Origin of the sequence: Segnochrobactrum spirostomi (assembly GCF_009600605.1) — a bacterium.
Classification (GTDB): domain Bacteria; phylum Pseudomonadota; class Alphaproteobacteria; order Rhizobiales; family Segnochrobactraceae; genus Segnochrobactrum; species Segnochrobactrum spirostomi.
Window position 1 is genome coordinate 2,736,555 of record NZ_VWNA01000001.1, and the last position, 16,917, is coordinate 2,753,471.

A 16,917-nucleotide genomic window follows, 5' to 3' on the forward strand; every position below is an offset into this window, starting at 1 on the left:
GCGCCGCGTCAGGCGAACTGGCCGTGGCAGTGCTTGTATTTCTTGCCCGAGCCGCACGGGCAGGGCTCGTTGCGGCCGACGCGGCCCCAGGTCGAGCTGTCCGAGGCGTCGCGCACCGTCTCGACCGGCGCGGCGTAGGCGATCTTCACCTCGCCCGCCTCCTCGGCGAGCTCGTCGAGCCCGGTGAAGGGATCGGCGTGGTGCGCCTCCATCTCCGGCAGCGCCTCGGATTGGAAGGCGTCCGGCTGGGCCTGGACGAGCTCGATGCGGGCGAGCTGGCCGGTGACCTGCTGGCGCAGGTGGCCGAGCAGCGCCTCGAACAGGGTGAAGGCCTCGCTCTTGTATTCGTTGAGCGGGTCGCGCTGGGCGTAGCCGCGCAGATGGATCGCCGAGCGCAGGTGGTCGAGCGTCGCGAGATGCTCGCGCCACAGATGATCGAGGGTCTGGAGCAGGACCGCCTTCTCGATCTGGCGCATCACCACCGGGCCGTACTGGCCGACCTTGCGGGCGGCGGCCTCGTCGGCGGCCTTCTTCAGGCGCTCGCGGACTTCCTGATCGGCGATGCCCTCTTCCTTCGCCCAGTCCTCGATCGGGAGGTCCTGGTTGAGGAACATCAGCACGTCGTCGTGCAGCCCGGCCGCGTTCCACTGCTCGGGATAGGCGCGCTCAGGGATGTGGCGGCCGACCAATTCGTCGATCACCTCGTGGCGCATCTCGGCGACGGTCTCGGAGACGTCGGCCGTGCTCATCAGCTCGATGCGCTGCTCGAAGACGACCTTGCGCTGGTCGTTCATCACGTCGTCGTACTTGAGAATGTTCTTGCGGATGTCGAAGTTGCGCGCCTCGACCTTCTGCTGCGCCTTCTCGAGCGCGCGGTTGATCCAGGGATGGACGATCGCCTCGCCTTCCTTCAGGCCGAGGCGCTGCAACATGCCGTCCATGCGCTCCGAGCCGAAGATGCGCATCAGGTCGTCCTGCAGCGACAGGAAGAACTTCGAATGGCCCGGGTCGCCCTGGCGGCCGGAGCGGCCGCGCAACTGGTTGTCGATGCGCCGGCTCTCGTGGCGCTCGGTGCCGATCACGTAGAGGCCGCCGGCGGCGAGCGCCATCTCCTTGAGGCGGGCGATGTCGACGCGGATCTCGGCGGCTTGGGCGTCCTTCTCCGGACCGTCCTCGAGCTCGGCGAGTTCGCGGCGGATGCGCATGTCGGCGTTGCCGCCGAGCTGGATGTCCGTGCCGCGGCCGGCCATGTTGGTGGCGATCGTCACCGCGCCCGGCACGCCGGCCTGGGCGATGATGTAGGCCTCCTGCTCGTGATAGCGGGCGTTGAGGACCTGGAAGACCTGCTCGTCGGGCCGGGTCGGGCGGCCGTCGAAGGGCTGCGAGAGGTCGCGCATCTTGAAGCCGGCCTTCACCAGGAGCTCGGCGAGCTGCTCGGACTTCTCGATCGACGTGGTGCCCACCAGCACCGGCTGGCCGCGCGTCTTGCAATCGCGGATGAGCTCGATCACCGCCGCGTTCTTCTCGGCGACGCTGCGATAGACCTCGTCGTCGTCGTCGATGCGCTTGACGGGCACGTTGGTCGGGATCTCGACCACTTCGAGCTTGTAGATGTCGAGGAACTCGTTCGCCTCGGTCGCCGCGGTGCCGGTCATGCCCGCGAGCTTGCCGTACATGCGGAAATAGTTCTGGAAGGTGATCGAGGCCAGCGTCTGGTTCTCGGGCTGGATCGTCACCCGCTCCTTGGCCTCGAGCGCCTGGTGCAGGCCTTCCGAATAGCGCCGGCCGGGCATCATGCGGCCGGTGAACTCGTCGATGATGACGACTTCGTCGTTGCGGACGATGTAGTCCTTGTCGCGCTGGAACAGCTTGTGGGCGCGCAGCGCCTGCTGGAGATGGTGGACGACCGAGACGTTCTCGATGTCGTAGAGCGAGTCGCCCTTGAGGAGACCCGCCTCGCTCAGCGCCTGTTCGAGCTTCTCGTTGCCGGCCTCGGTGAAGGAAACGGTGCGCTGCTTCTCGTCGAGCTCGTAATCCTCGCGGACGAGCCGCGGGATGAAGGCGTCGACGGTGTTGTAGAAGTCCGAGCGGTCGTCGAGCGGGCCGGAGATGATCAGCGGCGTGCGCGCCTCGTCGATGAGGATCGAGTCCACCTCGTCGACGATGGCGTAGGCATGGCCCCGCTGCACCATCGAGCCGGGCTCGTACTTCATGTTGTCGCGCAGATAATCGAAGCCGTATTCGTTGTTGGTGCCGTAGGTGATGTCGCAGCCGTAGGCGGCGCGGCGCTCTTCGTCGTCGAGGCCGTGGACGATCACGCCGGTCGACAGGCCGAGGAAGCCGTAGATGCGGGCCATCGTCTCGGCGTCGCGGCGGGCGAGATAGTCGTTGACGGTGACGATGTGGACGCCGTTGCCGGGCAGGGCGTTGAGGTAGGTCGCGAGGGTCGCGACGAGGGTCTTGCCTTCGCCGGTCTTCATCTCGGCGATGTTGCCCTCGTGGAGCACCATGCCGCCGATGAGCTGCACGTCGAAATGCCGCTGGCCGATGGCACGCAGCGCCGCCTCGCGCACCGTCGCGAAGGCCGGGACGAGGAGGTCGTCGAGCTTGGCGCCGTTGGCGATCTGCTCGCGGAAGGCTGCGGTGCGGGCCCGCAACTGATCGTCGGAGAGCGCCTTCAGCTCGGGTTCGAGAGCGTTGATCGCCGCAACCCGGGCCCGATAGCCCTTCAGCCTGCGATCGTTCGACGACCCGAACATCTTCCGGGCGATAGCGCCGAGACCGACCATGTCCCAATCGTCCTTTGGAAACCGCGAGGTCTGTGCCCGCGGTAGAGAAATGTTGCGGCGGGCGACCGTCCATCGGGTCCGGTCGCGGCTCGAGCGCCGGAATGGACCGCGCGTGCGGCGACAGCAAGGCCGGCGCTGCACGTTCTCGACGCGCGGCCGGCCCCGGCGAGACATAAGAAGGGGGTCGGATGTTGTCAACGCCGCGGCTTTCCGACAAAGTGCGCCGGCCGCGACCAGGGGCCCGCGACGGCGGGCGGGCGCCGCCGCTGCGTGCCGCCGATCGACGGCGCGGCGCAGCCGGCTCACCGCAGACCGTCGGGGCGATCGGGCGTCCCTGGGGCGCGGCCGGAGGCCTCTCTACCGCTTCCGTCGAAGGCGGGATCTCTTCGGTCGGTGCGCCGCGGCGTGCCACCGAGCCATGAAGGGCGCGCCAAGCGCCAGTTCGAGCAGTCACGGGCGCGGCGGCGCGCCCTTTGGAGCCGGAAACCTAATGTCCTTCAAAGCTCATCTCCGTGGCGCGGTGGCGCCGCTTGCGCTCGTCGCTCTCCTGTCCGCGACCGGCATCGCGGCGGCGCAGGATCAGGCTCCCCCGCCGAACCCGGCGACGCTCGTCCCGGCGAAGCCGGGCAACAAGCCTGATACGGTGATCGCCACCGTCAACGGCACCACCATCACCGAGGCCGATCTCGGCTTCGTCGCCGAGGACTTCGCGACCGAACTCGCCCGCGTGCCGGACTCCGAGAAGCGCCGCATCCTGATGGACGTCCTGGTCGATATGACGCTGGTCTCCCAGGCCGCCGAGAAGGCCGGCATCCAGGACAAGCCCGATTTCAAGGAGCGGATGGACTATCTGCGCCTGCGCACGCTGCGCAACACTTACATCACCGACGACGTCCAGCCGCAGGTGACCGACGCCGACCTCAAGGCGCGCTACGAATCCGAGATCAAGAAGTTCCAGGGCCCCGAAGAGGTGCACGCCAAGCACATCCTCGTCGCCAAGAAGGAAGAGGCCGAGGCGATCATCAAGGAGCTGCAGAACGGCGGCGACTTCGACAAGATCGCCAAGGAGAAGTCGATCGACACCGGGTCGGGAGCCCAGGGCGGCGATCTCGGCTACTTCACCCACGGTCAGATGGTGAAGCCGTTCGAGGACGCGGCGTTCGCGCTCGAGGTCGGCCAGATCACCAAGGAGCCGATCCAGACCGAGTTCGGCTGGCACGTCATCAAGCTCGAGGACAAGCGCAAGCAGGCCCCCCGAGCTTCGACCAGGTGAAGGATCGCCTGCGCGACATGATGCTGCGCGAGAAGTTCTCCGCGGTGCTCGCCGGCCTGCGCAAGGACGCCAAGGTCGACATCCTGGACGACACCGCGAAGCCGAAGCCGGCTCCGGCTGCGGGCGCCGCTCCTGCTCCTGCGGCCCCGGCGACGCCCGCCCCGGCCCAGCCGGCGCAGTGATCCTGCACCACGCGTGCTGATGGCGGGCGGCCCTTGCGGCCGCCCGTCTCATATCCCGGCCCCCTCGGTACCCTCAGGCAAGGTCCGTGTGCCATGTTCATCGTCGTGCTCACCTATCAGGCCCCGATCGAAGAGATCGACGCGCACCTCAAGGCCCACATCGAGTTCCTCGACGACTATTATGAGAAGGGCGTGTTCTTGGCGTCCGGTCGCCGGGTGCCCCGCGTCGGCGGCGTGATTCTCGCCGAGGCCGAGAGCGCCGAGGCGCTGCGCGCGATCGTGGACGCCGACCCGTTCCTCACGTCCGGCGTCGCCACCGCCGAGATCATCGAGTTCGCGCCGACCCGGGCGATTCCCGCCTTGTCGGCCCTCGTGGGCCGCTGAGCGTCCCCGCACAAGCCGAGCGTTCCATCATGCGCCTCTACCGCTTCCTCACCGGTCCCGACGACGCCACGTTCTGCAAGCGCGTCTCCGCCGCCCTCAACAAGGGCTGGGAACTCCACGGCGCGCCGTCGCTGACCTTCAATTCCGCCACCGGGGTCGTGATCTGCGGCCAGGCGGTCGTGAAGGAGGTCGAGGGCGTCGAATTCCACGACGACATCAAGCTCGGCGAGTGGTGAGCCCGCGCTGAGGCCTGCCGCTGGCGCCGAACGCTTGCGCCGGCCGCGCCTTTCGGGCATCGCTCCCCCGCGCTTCAATCTTCCCCAATAGGAACTGCCCCCGCATGACGACCGCCCGCTTCGATGCCCTGTGCATCGGCAACGCCATCATGGACGTGCTCGGCCGCGTCGAGGACGACTTCCTCGTGGCCGAGGGCCTGCACAAGGGCGAAATGCGGCTCGTCGATGCGGCGCGCTCCGCGGAGCTCTACGGCAAGCTCGGTTCGGTGGTGCGCATGTCGGGCGGCAGCGCCGGCAACACCGCCGCGGGCGTCGGTTCGCTCGGCGGCCGCTCGGCCTATATCGGCAAGGTCGCGGCGGACGATCTCGGCCGCGCCTACGCCCACGACTTGAAGGGCATGGGCCTCCATTTCGCCACCGCCCCCCTCGAGGGCGGCGCGCCGACGGCGGTGAGCGTGATCCTCGTCACGCCGGACGGCGAGCGCACCATGAACACGCATCTCGGCGCCTGCCTCGACCTGCGCCCGCAGGACGTCGAGGCCGACGCCGAAGCGGTCGCGGCGGCGGCGGTGACCTATCTCGAAGGCTATCTGTGGGATCCGCCGGCGGCGAAGGACGCGTTCCGCCGCGCCGCCGAGATCGCCCACGCCAATGAGCGCAAGGTCGCGATCACCCTTTCGGATTCGTTCTGCGTCGATCGCCACCGCGCCGAATTCCTCGACCTTCTGCGCACCCGGACGGTCGATATCGTGTTCGCCAACGAGCACGAGCTGAAGGCGCTCTACGAGACCTCCGATCTCGATGCCGCCGTGGCGGCGTTGCGCGAGGACAGCGAGATCGCCGCGGTGACGCTGGGTGCGCGCGGCTCGCTCGCGATCAGCCGTGGTGAGACCCATCACGTCGCCGCCGCCCCGGTCGCCGAGATCGTCGATCTGACCGGTGCCGGCGACCTCTACGCCTCGGGCTTCCTGTTCGGCCTCGCGCGCGACCTTTCGCTCGCCGAATGCGCCGCGATCGGCGGCCTGTGCGCCGCCGAGATCATCGCCCAGATGGGCCCGCGCCCGCAGCGCCCGCTGGCAGACCTCGCCCGTCAGGCCGGCTTCGAAATCTGATCGGCTGAGACGTCTGATCGGCTTCGGAGTCTGATCGAGGGTCCGGGCGCGGGGTCCCCCGCGTCTCAGCCCGGCCCGATCATGTGGAAGAAGGTGCCGGACACAGCGCCGCGCCGGGTTCCGGCCGGCCCGAGATCGGTGCCGTTCGCGTCGCTCACGGCGGCGAACGGCGCGTCGCCGCCGGTGCCCACCACGCTCGCATAATGGAATTCGTGGCCGCGCAGCGCGCCGCCCGCCACCCCGAGCGGGCCGTCGGCCGCGAGCACCGCGCGGCGGTAGCCGAGATGGAGCTTGCGCGTGGCGAAGCTCGTCTCGAGACCCAACAGCCCCGCCATTTCGTGGCGGGCGCCGCCGGCATCGATCAACCCCTGTCCCAGCACCATGTAGCCGCCGCATTCGCCGTGGACCGGCCGGGTCGCGGCGAAGGCGCGCAGGCCGTCGCGGAAGCGCGTCGCGGCGGTGAGGCGTCCGGCGTGGAGTTCGGGATAGCCGCCCGGCAGCCAGCAGAGGTCGCAATCTTCGGGCGGCGGCTCGTCGGCGAGCGGGGAGAACGGCACGATCTCCGCCCCCGCCGCCCGCCAGCCGGCGATCAGGTGGCCGTAGACGAACGAGAAGGCGGCATCGCGGGCGAGCGCGATGCGCTGCGCCGGCGGGCGGATCGCCAGCGCCGGCAGGAGGGCCACCCCTTCCTTCTCCCCCTCGGGGAGGAGGTGGCCCGCAGGGCCGGACGAGGGGGCTCCTTTGAACGTCGGGACTTTCCCCTCACCCCAGCAGCCCTCTCCCCGGGGGGAGAGGGGGCAGCGGCGGGCGCCGAGGGCGCCACCGGGGACACCCGCGGCCGAGATGCCGCCGCGGCCGCAACCGCGTCGAGGTCGACATGGGCCGCGACATGATCGGCGATGGCCGCGATGCGGGCATCGAGGCCGGCGATCTCCTCGGCCTGGATGAGCCCCAGATGGCGCTCCGGCACGGCGAGATCGGCCCGCCGCGGCAGCGCGCCGAACACGGGCAAGCCGGCTTCCGCGACGCCGCGCCGGCAGAGATCGGCGTGGCGCGGGCTGCCGACATTGTTGAGGACCACACCGGCGATCGCGACGTCCGCCCGGAAGGCGGCGAACCCCTTGGCGATCGCCCCCGCCGATTGGGATTGCCCCGCGACGTCGAGCACCAGCACCACCGGCCAGCCGAAGCGGGCGGCGAGGGAGGCGGTGGAGCCGTCGCCGGCGGCGCCCGGGGTCACGCCGTCGAACAGGCCCATCAGCCCCTCGCAGACGACGAGATCGGCCTCGCGGCCTGCCTGCGCGGCGATGGAATCGAGGAGGTCGCCGCCCATCGCCCAGGTGTCGAGGTTGAAGGCGGGCCGGCCGGTCGCGGCGGCATGGAAGGCGGGATCGATATAATCCGGGCCGGCCTTGACCGAGGCGACGGTCCGCCCGGCGCGGCGGAAGGCGGCGAGGAGGCCGAGCGTCAGCGTGGTCTTGCCCGAGCCCGACCGCGGCGCGGCGACGACGAGGCCGGGCGCCGCGCCTTTCATCGGGAGGGCTCCACGTCGAGCGGCGGCAGGAGACGCCCGCGCAGCGACACGATGTGGCCGATCACGACGATCGCCGGCGGAAGGATGCCGGCCAGGGTCGTGTCACGGCTGACATTCGCGAGCGTTGAGAACACCGCGCGCTCCTGCGGGGTGCCGGCGGAGGCGATGACGGCGGCCGGTGTCGTCGGCGCGAGGCCGCCGGCCTGGAGCGCGCCGGCGATCTCGCGCAGGGTCGCCATCGCCATATAGAGCACGATCGGCTGGCCGGTCGCGGCGAGCGCCGCCCAATCGAGCCCGTCGGGTCCCGCGCCACCGTGGCCGTTGGCGAGCACCAGGGCCTGGTTGGTGCCGCGCATGGTCGCCGGGATGCTCGCGCTCGACAGGGCGACGAGCCCGGCGGTGAGGCCCGGCAGCACCCGGTAGGGGATCGCCTCGCGGGCGAGCACCACCGCCTCCTCGCCGCCACGGCCGAACACGAAGGGATCGCCGCCCTTGAGGCGAAGCACCCGCTTGCCCTCGCGGGCGAGCACGACGAGGCGGGCCGAGATGTCGTCCTGCGCGGCCGAGGGCTTGCCGCCGCGCTTGCCGGCGAATTCGAGCACGGCCTGGGGACCTGCGAGCGCAAGCACGCCGTCCGAGACGAGGGCATCGTGAACGACGACGTCGGCGCGGACGAGGCCGGCGATCGCCTCGGCGGTGAGGAAGCGCGGATCGCCCGGACCGGCGCCGGCGAGCCAGACCGAGCCCGGCACGAAGTCCGGCACGCTGGCGATGAGGGCGGCGAGGGCCGCGTCCGCACTCACGGGCGACGCCTCGGGGTGGAAGGAGCAAAGGTCGTCACGATGGTCTCCACGGGCCGGGCCGCCCCATGACGGCGGCCGCCCGCTCGGCTAAGCATGGCAGCATGAACGAGGAAGCGGCACAGAGCGACGCCCCGGCCGGCGCGGGCGCGGAGGACGGCCGGACGCTGCGGCGCGGCTGGACCACCGGCGCGTGCGCGACGGCCGCCGCCAAGGCCGCCTTCACGGCGCTCGCGACGGGCGATTTTCCCGATCCGGTGACGATCACCCTGCCGCGCGGCGAACGGCCCGCGTTCGCGCTCGCCGAAAGCCGCATCGAGGGCGACACGGCCGTCGCCGCCGTGGTCAAGGATGCCGGCGACGATCCCGACGTCACCCACGGCGCGCTGATCCGCGTCCGGGTGCGCCGCGGTGCCCCGGCAGCGGCATCGTGTTCCGCGCCGGCGAGGGCGTCGGCACCGTAACCCTGGCCGGCCTGCCGCTGCCGCCGGGCGAACCCGCCATCAACCCCGTGCCGCGGGAGATGATGCGCACGGCGCTCGCCGAGGTCGCCGCGGCGACCGGGCTTCCCCCCGATGCGATTATCGAGATCTCGGTTCCGGACGGCGAACGCCTCGCGGCGCGGACCATGAACGCCCGCCTCGGCATCCTCGGCGGCCTCTCCATTCTCGGCACGACGGGGATCGTGGTGCCGTTCTCCTGCGCCGCCTGGATCCACTCCATCCACCGCGGCATCGACGTCGCCCGCGCGGCCGGCCTCGATTGCGTCGCCGGGGCGACCGGCGCGACGTCCGAGACGGCGGTGCGCGCGCTCCACGATCTGCCCGAACTCGCCTTGATCGACATGGGCGACTTCGTCGGCGGCATGCTGAAATATCTGAAGGTCCACCCGGTCGACCGGGTGATCGTCGCCGGCGGCCTCGCCAAGATGGCGAAGCTCGCCGAAGGCCGGCTCGATCTCCATTCGAAGCGGGGCGAGGTCGATCTCGCGGCGCTCGGCCGCCGGGCGTTGGAGACGGGCGGCTCGGCGGCGCTCGCCAGCCGCATCGCCGGGGCCAATACCGCGCTCGAAGCATTCGGCCTCGCCGCCGCGGAAGGCGTGCCGCTCGGCGACATCGTCGCCCGCGACGCCGCGGCGACGGCGCGGGCGGTCGTCGCCGGCACGGGCATCCGCATCGAGGCGGACGTGTTCGACCGCACCGGCCGCCTCGTCGGCCGCGCCCCGTTCGCCTGATCCCGTCACGGCGTTCCCCCGCGGAAGCGGCGGCGATAATCCGGGTCGTAGAGCGCGCTCTCGCGGAAATCCCGCGCGCCGAGCGCTTCGCCGACGAGGACGAGGGCGGTGCGCTCCGGCGGGTCGGCGGCGATCGTCTCCACGATATCGCCGAGGGTGCCGCGGATGATGCGCTCGTCGGGCCAGGTCGCCTTGACGACGACGGCGACCGGACACTCGGCGCCGTAGAACGGCGTGAGCTCGGCGACGATGCGGTCGAGGGCGTGAATGGCGAGATGGATCGCGAGCGTCGCCTTCGTCGCGGCGAAGGCGGCGAGCGTCTCGCGCGCCGGCATCGCCGAGGCTCGGCCGGAGACGCGGGTCAGCACCACGCTCTGGGCGATTTCGGGCACCGTCAGCTCGCGCCCGAGCGCGGCGGCGGCGGCCGCGAAGGCCGGTACGCCCGGCGTCAGGCTGTAGGCGATGCCGTGCCGTTCGAGCCGGCGGATCTGCTCGGCGACGGCGGAATAGACCGAGAGGTCGCCGGAATGGAGCCGCGCCACGTCGAGCCCAGCGCGGTGGGCCGCGACATATTCAGCCTCGATCTCGTCGAGGCTCATCGGCGCGGTGTCGATCAGGCGGGCGTCCGGCGGGCAATAAGCGAGGAGGTCCGGCGGCACGATCGAGCCGGCATAGAGGCACACCGGGCAGCGCGCGAGCAGATCGCGGCCCCGCACGGTGATGAGATCCGCCGCCCCCGGCCCGGCCCCGATGAAATGGACAATCATGCACCGGCCTCCGGATCGACTGCCGCCACGGCGAGGGCGCAGGTGGCGCGGGGGTCTTGATGCGGGGGCCGAGGAGAGTGCTGCCGGCCCCGGCGGCGCCGAGCGCGGCGGCCTCGGCGGCAGAGGGCACGCCGACGAGGGCCGCCACCCGCTCGGAGCGGGACAGCGTGCGGCCGCCCGCGGCGGTGAGGGCGGCGTCGGTGACGATGGCGAGCGGAAGGCCGAGGTCCGCGGCCGCGGCGATCAGCCCCGCTTCGTGCGCCTTGAGGCGCGGGGCGGCGAGCAGCTCGACCGCGGACAGCGGCCGCCCCGAAGCCGCGAGCGCGGCGTCGAGCGCGGCGCGGATCTCGGCGGCCGAGGCACCCTTGCGGCAGCCGAAGCCGGCGGTCAGCCGGCCCGGCCCGACGGCGGCCTCCGATCCTTGATGCGTGCCGGGATCGATGCTCATGGCTTCTCCCAACGCCATTGCACGACCGGCCGCGCCGGCGTCCAGCCGCGGAAGCCGCCGATCGTTTCCGCCCGGGCGATGTCGATGCGCACCAAGTCGCCGCCGAGCCGGGCGTGGCGATCGGCGAGGATTGTTTCCGTCTCGATCGTCACCGCGTTGACGACGAGGCGCCCGCCCACCTTCAGCGCCGCGATCGCCGCGTCGAGAACGCCGGGGCGGCTCGCACCCCCACCGATGAAGACGGCATCCGGTGCGGCGAGGCCGTCGAGCGCTGCGGGCGCCTCGCCTCGGACGATCGTGAGCCCGGGCACGCCGAAGGCGCTCGCGTTGCGGGCGATGCGGGCGGCGCGGTCGGCGCGCGGTTCGACGGCGATCGCGGTCAGGCTCGGATCGGCGAGCATCCATTCGAGGCCGATCGAGCCGGACCCGGCGCCGATGTCCCACAGCCGCTCGCCGCGCCGGGGTCCGAGGGCGGCGAGGGCGATCGCCCGGACCTCCCGCTTGGTGATCTGGCCGTCGTGCTCGAAGAGATCGTCCGGCAGGCCCGGGGCGCGGGCGATGATCCGCGCGCCGGCCGCGGCCGCGACCTCGATCGCGACGACGTTGAGATCGGCGACGTCGGTGAAGGCGAAATCCTCCGCGGTCGCCGCGCGGACCCGCTCGTGCGGTCCGCCGAGGGCTTCGAGGAAGATGAGGCGGGAGGGGCCGAAGCCGGTCTCGGTCATCAGGCCGGCGAGCGCCGCCGGGCCGTCGCGGTCGGAGGTCAGCACGATCAGCCGCCGGCCGGGCTGGAGATGCGGCCGCACGAGATCGAGCGGCCGGCCGTGGACGGAGAGCGCGGTCGCGTCCTGCTCGGCCCAGCCGAGGCGGGCGGCGGCGAGCGCGATCGCCGACGGGGCGGGGAAGACCTGCATCTCGGTCGGGGGAATCGTCCGTGCGATGACCGAACCGACCCCGTGGAAGAACGGATCGCCCGAGGCGAGCACGGCGACACGCCGGCCGCGGGCGGCCGTGACGGCGGCGACGTCGAACGGCGTCGGCCAAGGGTGGGCCGCGCCGCGGATCGCGGCGGCGGCAAGCGCCAGATGGCGGCTGCCGCCGAACACGAGCTCCGCCGCCTCGATGGCGGCGCGCGCCGCGGGCGACAGACCGTCGAGCCCATCCTCGCCGAGGCCGACGACGGAGAGCCAGCGGCCGGGGCCGTCGGCAGCGCGGACGTCGGGGATCGTTTCAGGGTAGCCCGCGGGGCTGTTCGCGAGGCTTGCCGGCGCCGCGTCGGCCGTCGCATGGTGCCCGCGTGCGGCGGGGGCCGCGCTGTCAGACGGGTCCGGCATGCGGCGTATCCTCATTCTCGGCGGCACCACGGAGGCGCGCCGGCTCGCCGAACGGCTGGGCGGCCGCGACGATCTCGCCGTCACCCTGTCGCTCGCCGGCCGCACGCTGGCACCGGTCGCTGTGCCGGTGCCGGTGCGCGTCGGCGGGTTCGGCGGTGCGGACGGCCTTGCAGCCTATCTGCGCGCCGAGGGCATCGCCCGGCTGATCGATGCCACCCATCCCTTCGCCGCGCGCATTTCGCGCAATGCCGCGGTGGCCGCCGCCGACGCCCGTATCCCAATCCTCGTCCTTCGCCGACCGGCGTGGGAGCGCGTTCCGGGGGATCGCTGGACCGAGATCGAGGCGGTCGCGGACGCCGTCGCCGCGCTCGGGCCGGAGCCGCGTCGGGTCTTCCTCGCGCTCGGCCGGCAGGAACTCGCCCCCTTCGAGGCGGCACCCCAGCACTTTTATCTCGTGCGCAGCGTCGATCCGGTGGAGCCGCCGCTCACCGTGCCGCGGGCGACCTACGTGCTCGGCCGTGGGCCGTTCGCCGAAGACGACGATCGCCGCCTGTTCGAAGCGCATGGCATCGAGGCGATCGTGGCGAAGAACAGCGGCGGCGCGGCGACCTACGGCAAGATCGCCGCCGCCCGCCGCCTCGGGCTGCCGGTCATCCTGGTGCGCCGCCCGGCGGTGCCGGCGGTCCCGAGCGTCGAGACCCCGGAGGCCGCGGCGGCCTGGATCGACGCCCCCGCCGCGCTCTGATTCGGGGAGGCTCGTCGGATCGGAGACGACCTTAAGCCGGCTTATCATGTGCCGATCCCCACGCTGCGGCCGCTCGAACGCGGCGCATAGACGAGGGGCGGCAGGCCGTCGCGCGGCACTAGACGGGTCTCGGCCGATCCGACGATGACGAGCGTCGCCATGTCGGCGCGGGCGACCTCGTCGGCCGCGTCCGCAAGCGGCACGATGGCGATCCGCTCGTCTGCCCGGCCCGCGGCGCGGCCGAACACGATCGGCGTCTCGGGCGGCAGGCGCTCCGCGAAGATCGCGAACGCATCCTTCAGCCGGTCGGGCCGCGCCTTGGAGGCGGGGTTGTAGAGGGCGATGACGAAGCCCGTCTCCGCCGCCGCGGCGAGCCGGCGGGCCACGAGGTCCCAGGGCTTCAGGTTGTCGGACAGGGAGATCGCGCAGAAATCGTGGCCGAGGGGCGCGCCGACGCGGGCCGCGACCGCGAGCATGGCGGTGATGCCGGGATGGACGGTGAGCGGCAGCGTGCGCCAGGCGGCGGGCCCATGCTCGATCGCCTCGCAGACGGCGGCGGCCATGGCGAACACGCCGGGATCGCCGCCCGAGACCATGGCGACCCGTGCACCCGTCGCGGCGAGCGCCAGCGCCGCCTGCGCCCGGGCGATCTCCTCGCGGTTGTCGGAGGCGTGGCGGATCTGGCCGGGCCGCGGCGGTACCCGGTCGAGATAAGGCTGGTAGCCGAACAAGGCCTCGGCGTCGGCGAGCGCGGCGGCGGCCTCCGGGGTGACGAGGCCGTCGCGGCCGGGACCGAGGCCGATCACGGCGAGACGGCCCATCACGGCTTGGTCTCCCAGCCGGGCACGAGGATCAGCGAGAAATAGGGCGCGGTCTCGTCGGGCTTGTCGCAGAGCCGCATCGCCGCGCCGTTCGCCATGGTGGCGCGCTCGACATAATAAGCGCGGTCGATCAGGCCCGCCTTGGCGAGCGCCCGGCGCACCTTCGGCAGGTTGCGGCCGAGCTTCATGACGATCGCCGCCTCGCTCTCGGCGAGACGCCGCGCCAGGATGTCCTCCGGCAGCGTGCCGGGCAACACCACGAGCACGTCGTCGCCCTGGGCGAGCGCGACGCCGGCGAGCGCCGCGGCGCCCGAAAAGGCGGTGACGCCGGGGATCACCTCGGTCGGAAAGCGGTCGCACAGGCGCACGTGGAGGTGCATGTACGAGCCGTAGAACAGCGGGTCGCCCTCGCTGACGACCGCGACCGTGCGGCCGGCCGCGAGATGGTCGGCGACCGTCTCCGCCGCGCCCTCGTAGAAGTCGCGGATGGCGTCGCGGTAGCCGGGATCGTGGCGGGGGATCTCGGTCGTCACCGGATAGGCGAGCGCGAGGCGCACCGCATCGGGGCGGCCGAGGCCGTCGATGGTGGTGTTGCCGTTGCCGTGGCGGCCCGCTTTGCAGAAATGGGCGATCACGTCGGCTTCGCCGAGCACGCGCACGGCCTTGACTGTCATCAGCTCCGGATCGCCGGGGCCGACGCCGACGCCGTAGAGCCGGCCGGGCGGGAGTGAGGGCGCGCTCAAAGGCCCGGCCTCGCGAGCGCGTTGAGGGCGGCGGCGGTCATCGCGCTGCCGCCGAGCCGTCCGCGCACGATCAGGAAGGGAATGCCGAGCCCGCTCTCGGCGAGCGCGTCCTTCGATTCGGCCGCCCCGACGAAGCCGACCGGCATGCCGAGAATGGCGGCCGGGCGCGGGGCGCCGCGTTCGATCATCTCGAGAAGGTGGAACAGGGCGGTCGGGGCGTTGCCGATGGCGACGACCGCACCGGCGAGACGGTCGCGCCAGAGTTCGAGCGCGGCGGCGGAGCGGGTGGTGCCGAGGCGGGCGGCGAGATCGGGCACGGTGGGATCGCGCAGGGTGCAGACGACGGCGTTGTCGGCGGGCAGCCGCGCCCGCGTCACGCCATGAGCGACCATCGCGGCGTCGCACAGGATGGGCGCGCCGGCCTGAAGGGCGGCGCGGGCGGCGGCGACGGCGCCGGGGGAAAAGACGAAATGCTGCGCCGCCTCGACGAGGCCGGCGGCATGGATCATCCGCACGGCGACCTCGGCCTCGTCCGGGGCGAAGCGCGACAGGTCCGCCTCGGCGCGGATGATGGCGAAGGACCGCTCATAGATCGCGGTGCCGTCGCGCAGATAATCGTGAACGGGCATTGGTGGGGTTCCGGGCGACGGGATCGGCCCGGCGCCGAGGCGATCGAGGATCGCGGAGCGGCCGAAATGCGCGAGGCGCGCCCGGCTGTCAACGGGCAAAGGGGTGCCGGCGGGCGCGCTCCCGCTCGGCGGGGGCGCTGCGGTCACCGCGGCGGCTAGGTCGGCGAGAGCTTGGACGAGCCGGGTCGGATCGAGCCGACCGTGCGGCGGCGCATCGGCGCGGCCCGACAGCACGATCCCGAGCCCATCGTCGCCGCCGACCAGCGTGATGTCGGCCGGCGCGCTCTCGGCGCAGCCTTTCGCGCAGCCGGAGAGATGCAGGCGCACCGAGCCGTCGAGCAGGGGCGCTGCGGCGGCCGCCGCCTGCGGCGCGAGCGCCCGGGCGGCGAACGTCGCCGAGGCACAGGCGGGCGAGCCCGGGCAGGCGGCGACGAAGCGGCGGGGATCGTCCGGCCGGGTGATGAACCCGAGGCGCTCGGCCGCGGCGCGGACGTGGACGAGGGCAGCCGGACCGTCGGCGCCGGGGAGGAAGAGCAGGCCGTGGTCCGCCGCTAGCCGCACCTCCGCGATGCCGCCTTGCCCAGCGGCCTCGAGGATGGCGGCGAGCGTGTCGGCGTCCGTGTAGCCGAACGGCAGGAAGACGGCGGCACAGACATCCGCGGCCCAGGGCGTGGCATCGGTCTCCGGCGCCGCTTCGGGGCACACCGCCACCCCCTCTCCCCATCGGGGAGAGGGTTGGGGTGAGGGGTGCGGCACGATCGGCGCCTCGTGTGTGTCCTGCCCCTCATCCGGCCCTTCGGGCCACCTTCTCCCCGAGGGGGAGAAGGGAGGGGCGGCGTCACCGGGGGATGTGGCGGGCCTCGAAAGCGCCGCGTCTCGCACAGACGCTACCCCCTCGCCCCTCTGGGGAGAGGGCTGGGGTGAGGGGTGCGGCACGACCGGCGTCTCGTGTGTGTCCTCCCCCTCATCCGGCCCTTCGGGCCACCTTCTCCCCGAGGGGGAGAAGGGAGCGGCGGCGTCTCCGGGGTGGGCGGTGGGAACCGAAAGCGCGGCGTCTCGCACAGACGCTACCCCCTCGCCCCTCCGGGGAGAGGGCTGGGGTGAGGGGTGCGGCACTGCATGCGCCTCGTGTGTGTCCTGCCCCTCATCCGGCCCTTCGGGCCACCTTCTCCCCGGGGGGAGAAGGCAAGAGCGGCGCCTTCCGGGTCGGCGGCTTGGGAGACGAAGGCGTCGGAAAGCGGCAGCTTGAGCCCCCCGTTCTTCAACGCCGTGGCGACGCGGGTGCGGGGTCCTAAGTTGGCTAATAAACTCAGGATCGCCAGCGTCAGCGGGACGATGTCGGTGTCTGCGACGTCGCCGGCTGGCACGGCTTCCGCCGCCGTGCCGCCGAGGAAGAGCCGCCAACGGCCATCGGTGACGGCGACGAAGCGCAGATCGGCGGCGACATCGGGGAAGCCGAACCGGCCGCCGCCGTCGAGCACGAGGGTGAGCTTGGGGGCGAGGCGCGGGCCGAGGCCGCTCGCGGCGATGGCGGTCCGCAGCGCCTCGGCGAGCGGACGCGGATCGCGCCGCGCCGCGGGGTCGCGGCCGGCGAGCGGGTCGATCAGGATCGCCGGGCGGCCGGCCTCGTCGAAGCCGGAGGCCTCGATGTCGGCGGCGAAGCGGGGCGCGCTTGCGGGCGTCAGGCCGCGCACCTGGAGGCTCGCCCGCCGCGTCACCTCGAGGGTGCCGTTGCCGTGGCAGCGGGCCGCCGCGACGATCGCCGCGAAGACATCGAGCGGCACGGCGCCGTGGCGCGGGGTGAGCCGCGCGATGAGGCCGTCGCCGGTCGCCATCGGATCGGCGAGACCGGGGCAGGCGCCGCGTACGGCGCCCCGGCCGGTCGC

14 protein-coding genes and 3 pseudogenes are annotated in these 16,917 nt (G+C 72.5%); 7 read left to right on the plus strand and 10 right to left on the minus strand.

The genetic code is table 11. The features are described 5' to 3' along the window. Positions 1 to 8 precede the first annotated feature (8 nt). Positions 9 to 2,789, minus strand: coding sequence for a preprotein translocase subunit SecA (gene secA / locus F0357_RS12315; RefSeq protein WP_153481929.1), 2,781 nt, complete (start codon positions 2,787 to 2,789; stop codon positions 9 to 11). Positions 2,790 to 3,279: 490 nt separating this feature from the next. Between secA and F0357_RS24130 the strand changes: the two genes are divergently transcribed. The 5 genes from F0357_RS24130 (at position 3,280) to F0357_RS12340 (ending at position 5,976) form a co-directional block, all read left to right on the plus strand. Further along, positions 3,280 to 4,062, plus strand: a complete 783-nt coding sequence (locus F0357_RS24130; RefSeq protein ID WP_208948309.1) for a peptidylprolyl isomerase — start codon at positions 3,280 to 3,282, stop codon at positions 4,060 to 4,062. Continuing rightward, positions 4,059 to 4,244, plus strand: coding sequence for a hypothetical protein (locus F0357_RS12325; RefSeq protein ID WP_153481935.1), 186 nt, complete (start codon positions 4,059 to 4,061; stop codon positions 4,242 to 4,244). Before F0357_RS24130 ends, F0357_RS12325 begins: the two co-directional genes overlap by 4 nt. Positions 4,245 to 4,337: 93 nt before the next feature. Then, a complete protein-coding gene (locus tag F0357_RS12330; RefSeq protein ID WP_153481938.1) occupies positions 4,338 to 4,628 on the plus strand; it encodes a YciI family protein in 291 nt (96 codons plus the stop codon). 29 nt (positions 4,629 to 4,657) lie between these two features. Then, positions 4,658 to 4,864, plus strand: coding sequence for a DUF1737 domain-containing protein (locus F0357_RS12335; protein WP_153481941.1), 207 nt, complete (start codon positions 4,658 to 4,660; stop codon positions 4,862 to 4,864). A 104-nt stretch (positions 4,865 to 4,968) separates the two neighbouring features. Continuing rightward, positions 4,969 to 5,976 (plus strand): adenosine kinase, encoded by a 1,008-nt coding sequence (locus F0357_RS12340; RefSeq protein ID WP_153481944.1) that lies wholly within the window; start codon positions 4,969 to 4,971, stop codon positions 5,974 to 5,976. 65 nt (positions 5,977 to 6,041) lie between these two features. Here F0357_RS12340 and F0357_RS12345 read toward each other — a convergent pair. Both F0357_RS12345 and cobA read right to left on the minus strand, forming a co-directional pair. Next, a pseudogene (locus F0357_RS12345) lies at positions 6,042 to 7,510 on the minus strand (cobyrinic acid a,c-diamide synthase CobB). Further along, the gene (gene cobA / locus F0357_RS12350; protein ID WP_312861562.1) at positions 7,507 to 8,313 is read right to left on the minus strand and encodes a uroporphyrinogen-III C-methyltransferase; all 807 of its coding nucleotides are present in this window, start codon (positions 8,311 to 8,313) and stop codon (positions 7,507 to 7,509) included. The pseudogene F0357_RS12345 and the gene cobA overlap by 4 nt, the downstream one beginning before the upstream one ends. A 101-nt stretch (positions 8,314 to 8,414) precedes the next feature. On the opposite strand from cobA, the pseudogene F0357_RS12355 reads away from it, so the two are divergent. Next, positions 8,415 to 9,544: pseudogene (locus F0357_RS12355) on the plus strand (cobalt-precorrin-5B (C(1))-methyltransferase). A 5-nt stretch (positions 9,545 to 9,549) separates the two neighbouring features. Here the strand turns inward: F0357_RS12355 and cobM are convergent. The 3 genes and pseudogenes from cobM to cbiE form a co-directional block, all read right to left on the minus strand. Next, positions 9,550 to 10,311, minus strand: a complete 762-nt coding sequence (cobM, locus tag F0357_RS12360) for a precorrin-4 C(11)-methyltransferase (protein ID WP_153481951.1) — start codon at positions 10,309 to 10,311, stop codon at positions 9,550 to 9,552. Positions 10,312 to 10,426: 115 nt separating this feature from the next. Beyond that, positions 10,427 to 10,777, minus strand: a pseudogene (locus tag F0357_RS12365) (cobalamin biosynthesis protein); the annotation flags it as partial. Continuing rightward, positions 10,756 to 12,093, minus strand: coding sequence for a precorrin-6y C5,15-methyltransferase (decarboxylating) subunit CbiE (cbiE, locus tag F0357_RS12370; protein WP_153481955.1), 1,338 nt, complete (start codon positions 12,091 to 12,093; stop codon positions 10,756 to 10,758). The gene cbiE and the pseudogene F0357_RS12365, both read right to left, overlap by 22 nt. Between cbiE and F0357_RS12375 the strand changes: the two genes are divergently transcribed. Next, positions 12,092 to 12,838 (plus strand): cobalt-precorrin-6A reductase, encoded by a 747-nt coding sequence (locus tag F0357_RS12375; RefSeq protein ID WP_153481958.1) that lies wholly within the window; start codon positions 12,092 to 12,094, stop codon positions 12,836 to 12,838. The two genes, cbiE and F0357_RS12375, sit on opposite strands and share 2 nt — an antisense overlap. Before the next feature lie 44 nt (positions 12,839 to 12,882). Here the strand turns inward: F0357_RS12375 and F0357_RS12380 are convergent, their stop codons facing one another. The 4 genes from F0357_RS12380 to F0357_RS12395 form a co-directional block, all read right to left on the minus strand. Further along, positions 12,883 to 13,662 carry a precorrin-3B C(17)-methyltransferase gene (locus tag F0357_RS12380; protein WP_312861563.1) on the minus strand — a complete coding sequence of 260 codons (780 nt, stop codon included), beginning with the start codon at positions 13,660 to 13,662 and terminating at the stop codon, positions 12,883 to 12,885. Continuing rightward, entirely contained in the window at positions 13,659 to 14,402 is a 744-nt protein-coding gene (locus F0357_RS12385) for a precorrin-2 C(20)-methyltransferase (protein ID WP_153481963.1), read from the minus strand. The genes F0357_RS12380 and F0357_RS12385 overlap by 4 nt, the downstream gene beginning before the upstream one ends. After that, the gene (locus F0357_RS12390) at positions 14,399 to 15,031 is read right to left on the minus strand and encodes a precorrin-8X methylmutase (protein WP_153486813.1); all 633 of its coding nucleotides are present in this window, start codon (positions 15,029 to 15,031) and stop codon (positions 14,399 to 14,401) included. The genes F0357_RS12385 and F0357_RS12390 overlap by 4 nt, the downstream gene beginning before the upstream one ends. A gap of 1,067 nt (positions 15,032 to 16,098) precedes the next feature. Next, the gene (locus F0357_RS12395; protein WP_208948310.1) at positions 16,099 to 16,866 is read right to left on the minus strand and encodes a ferredoxin-like domain-containing protein; all 768 of its coding nucleotides are present in this window, start codon (positions 16,864 to 16,866) and stop codon (positions 16,099 to 16,101) included. Positions 16,867 to 16,917 lie beyond the last annotated feature (51 nt).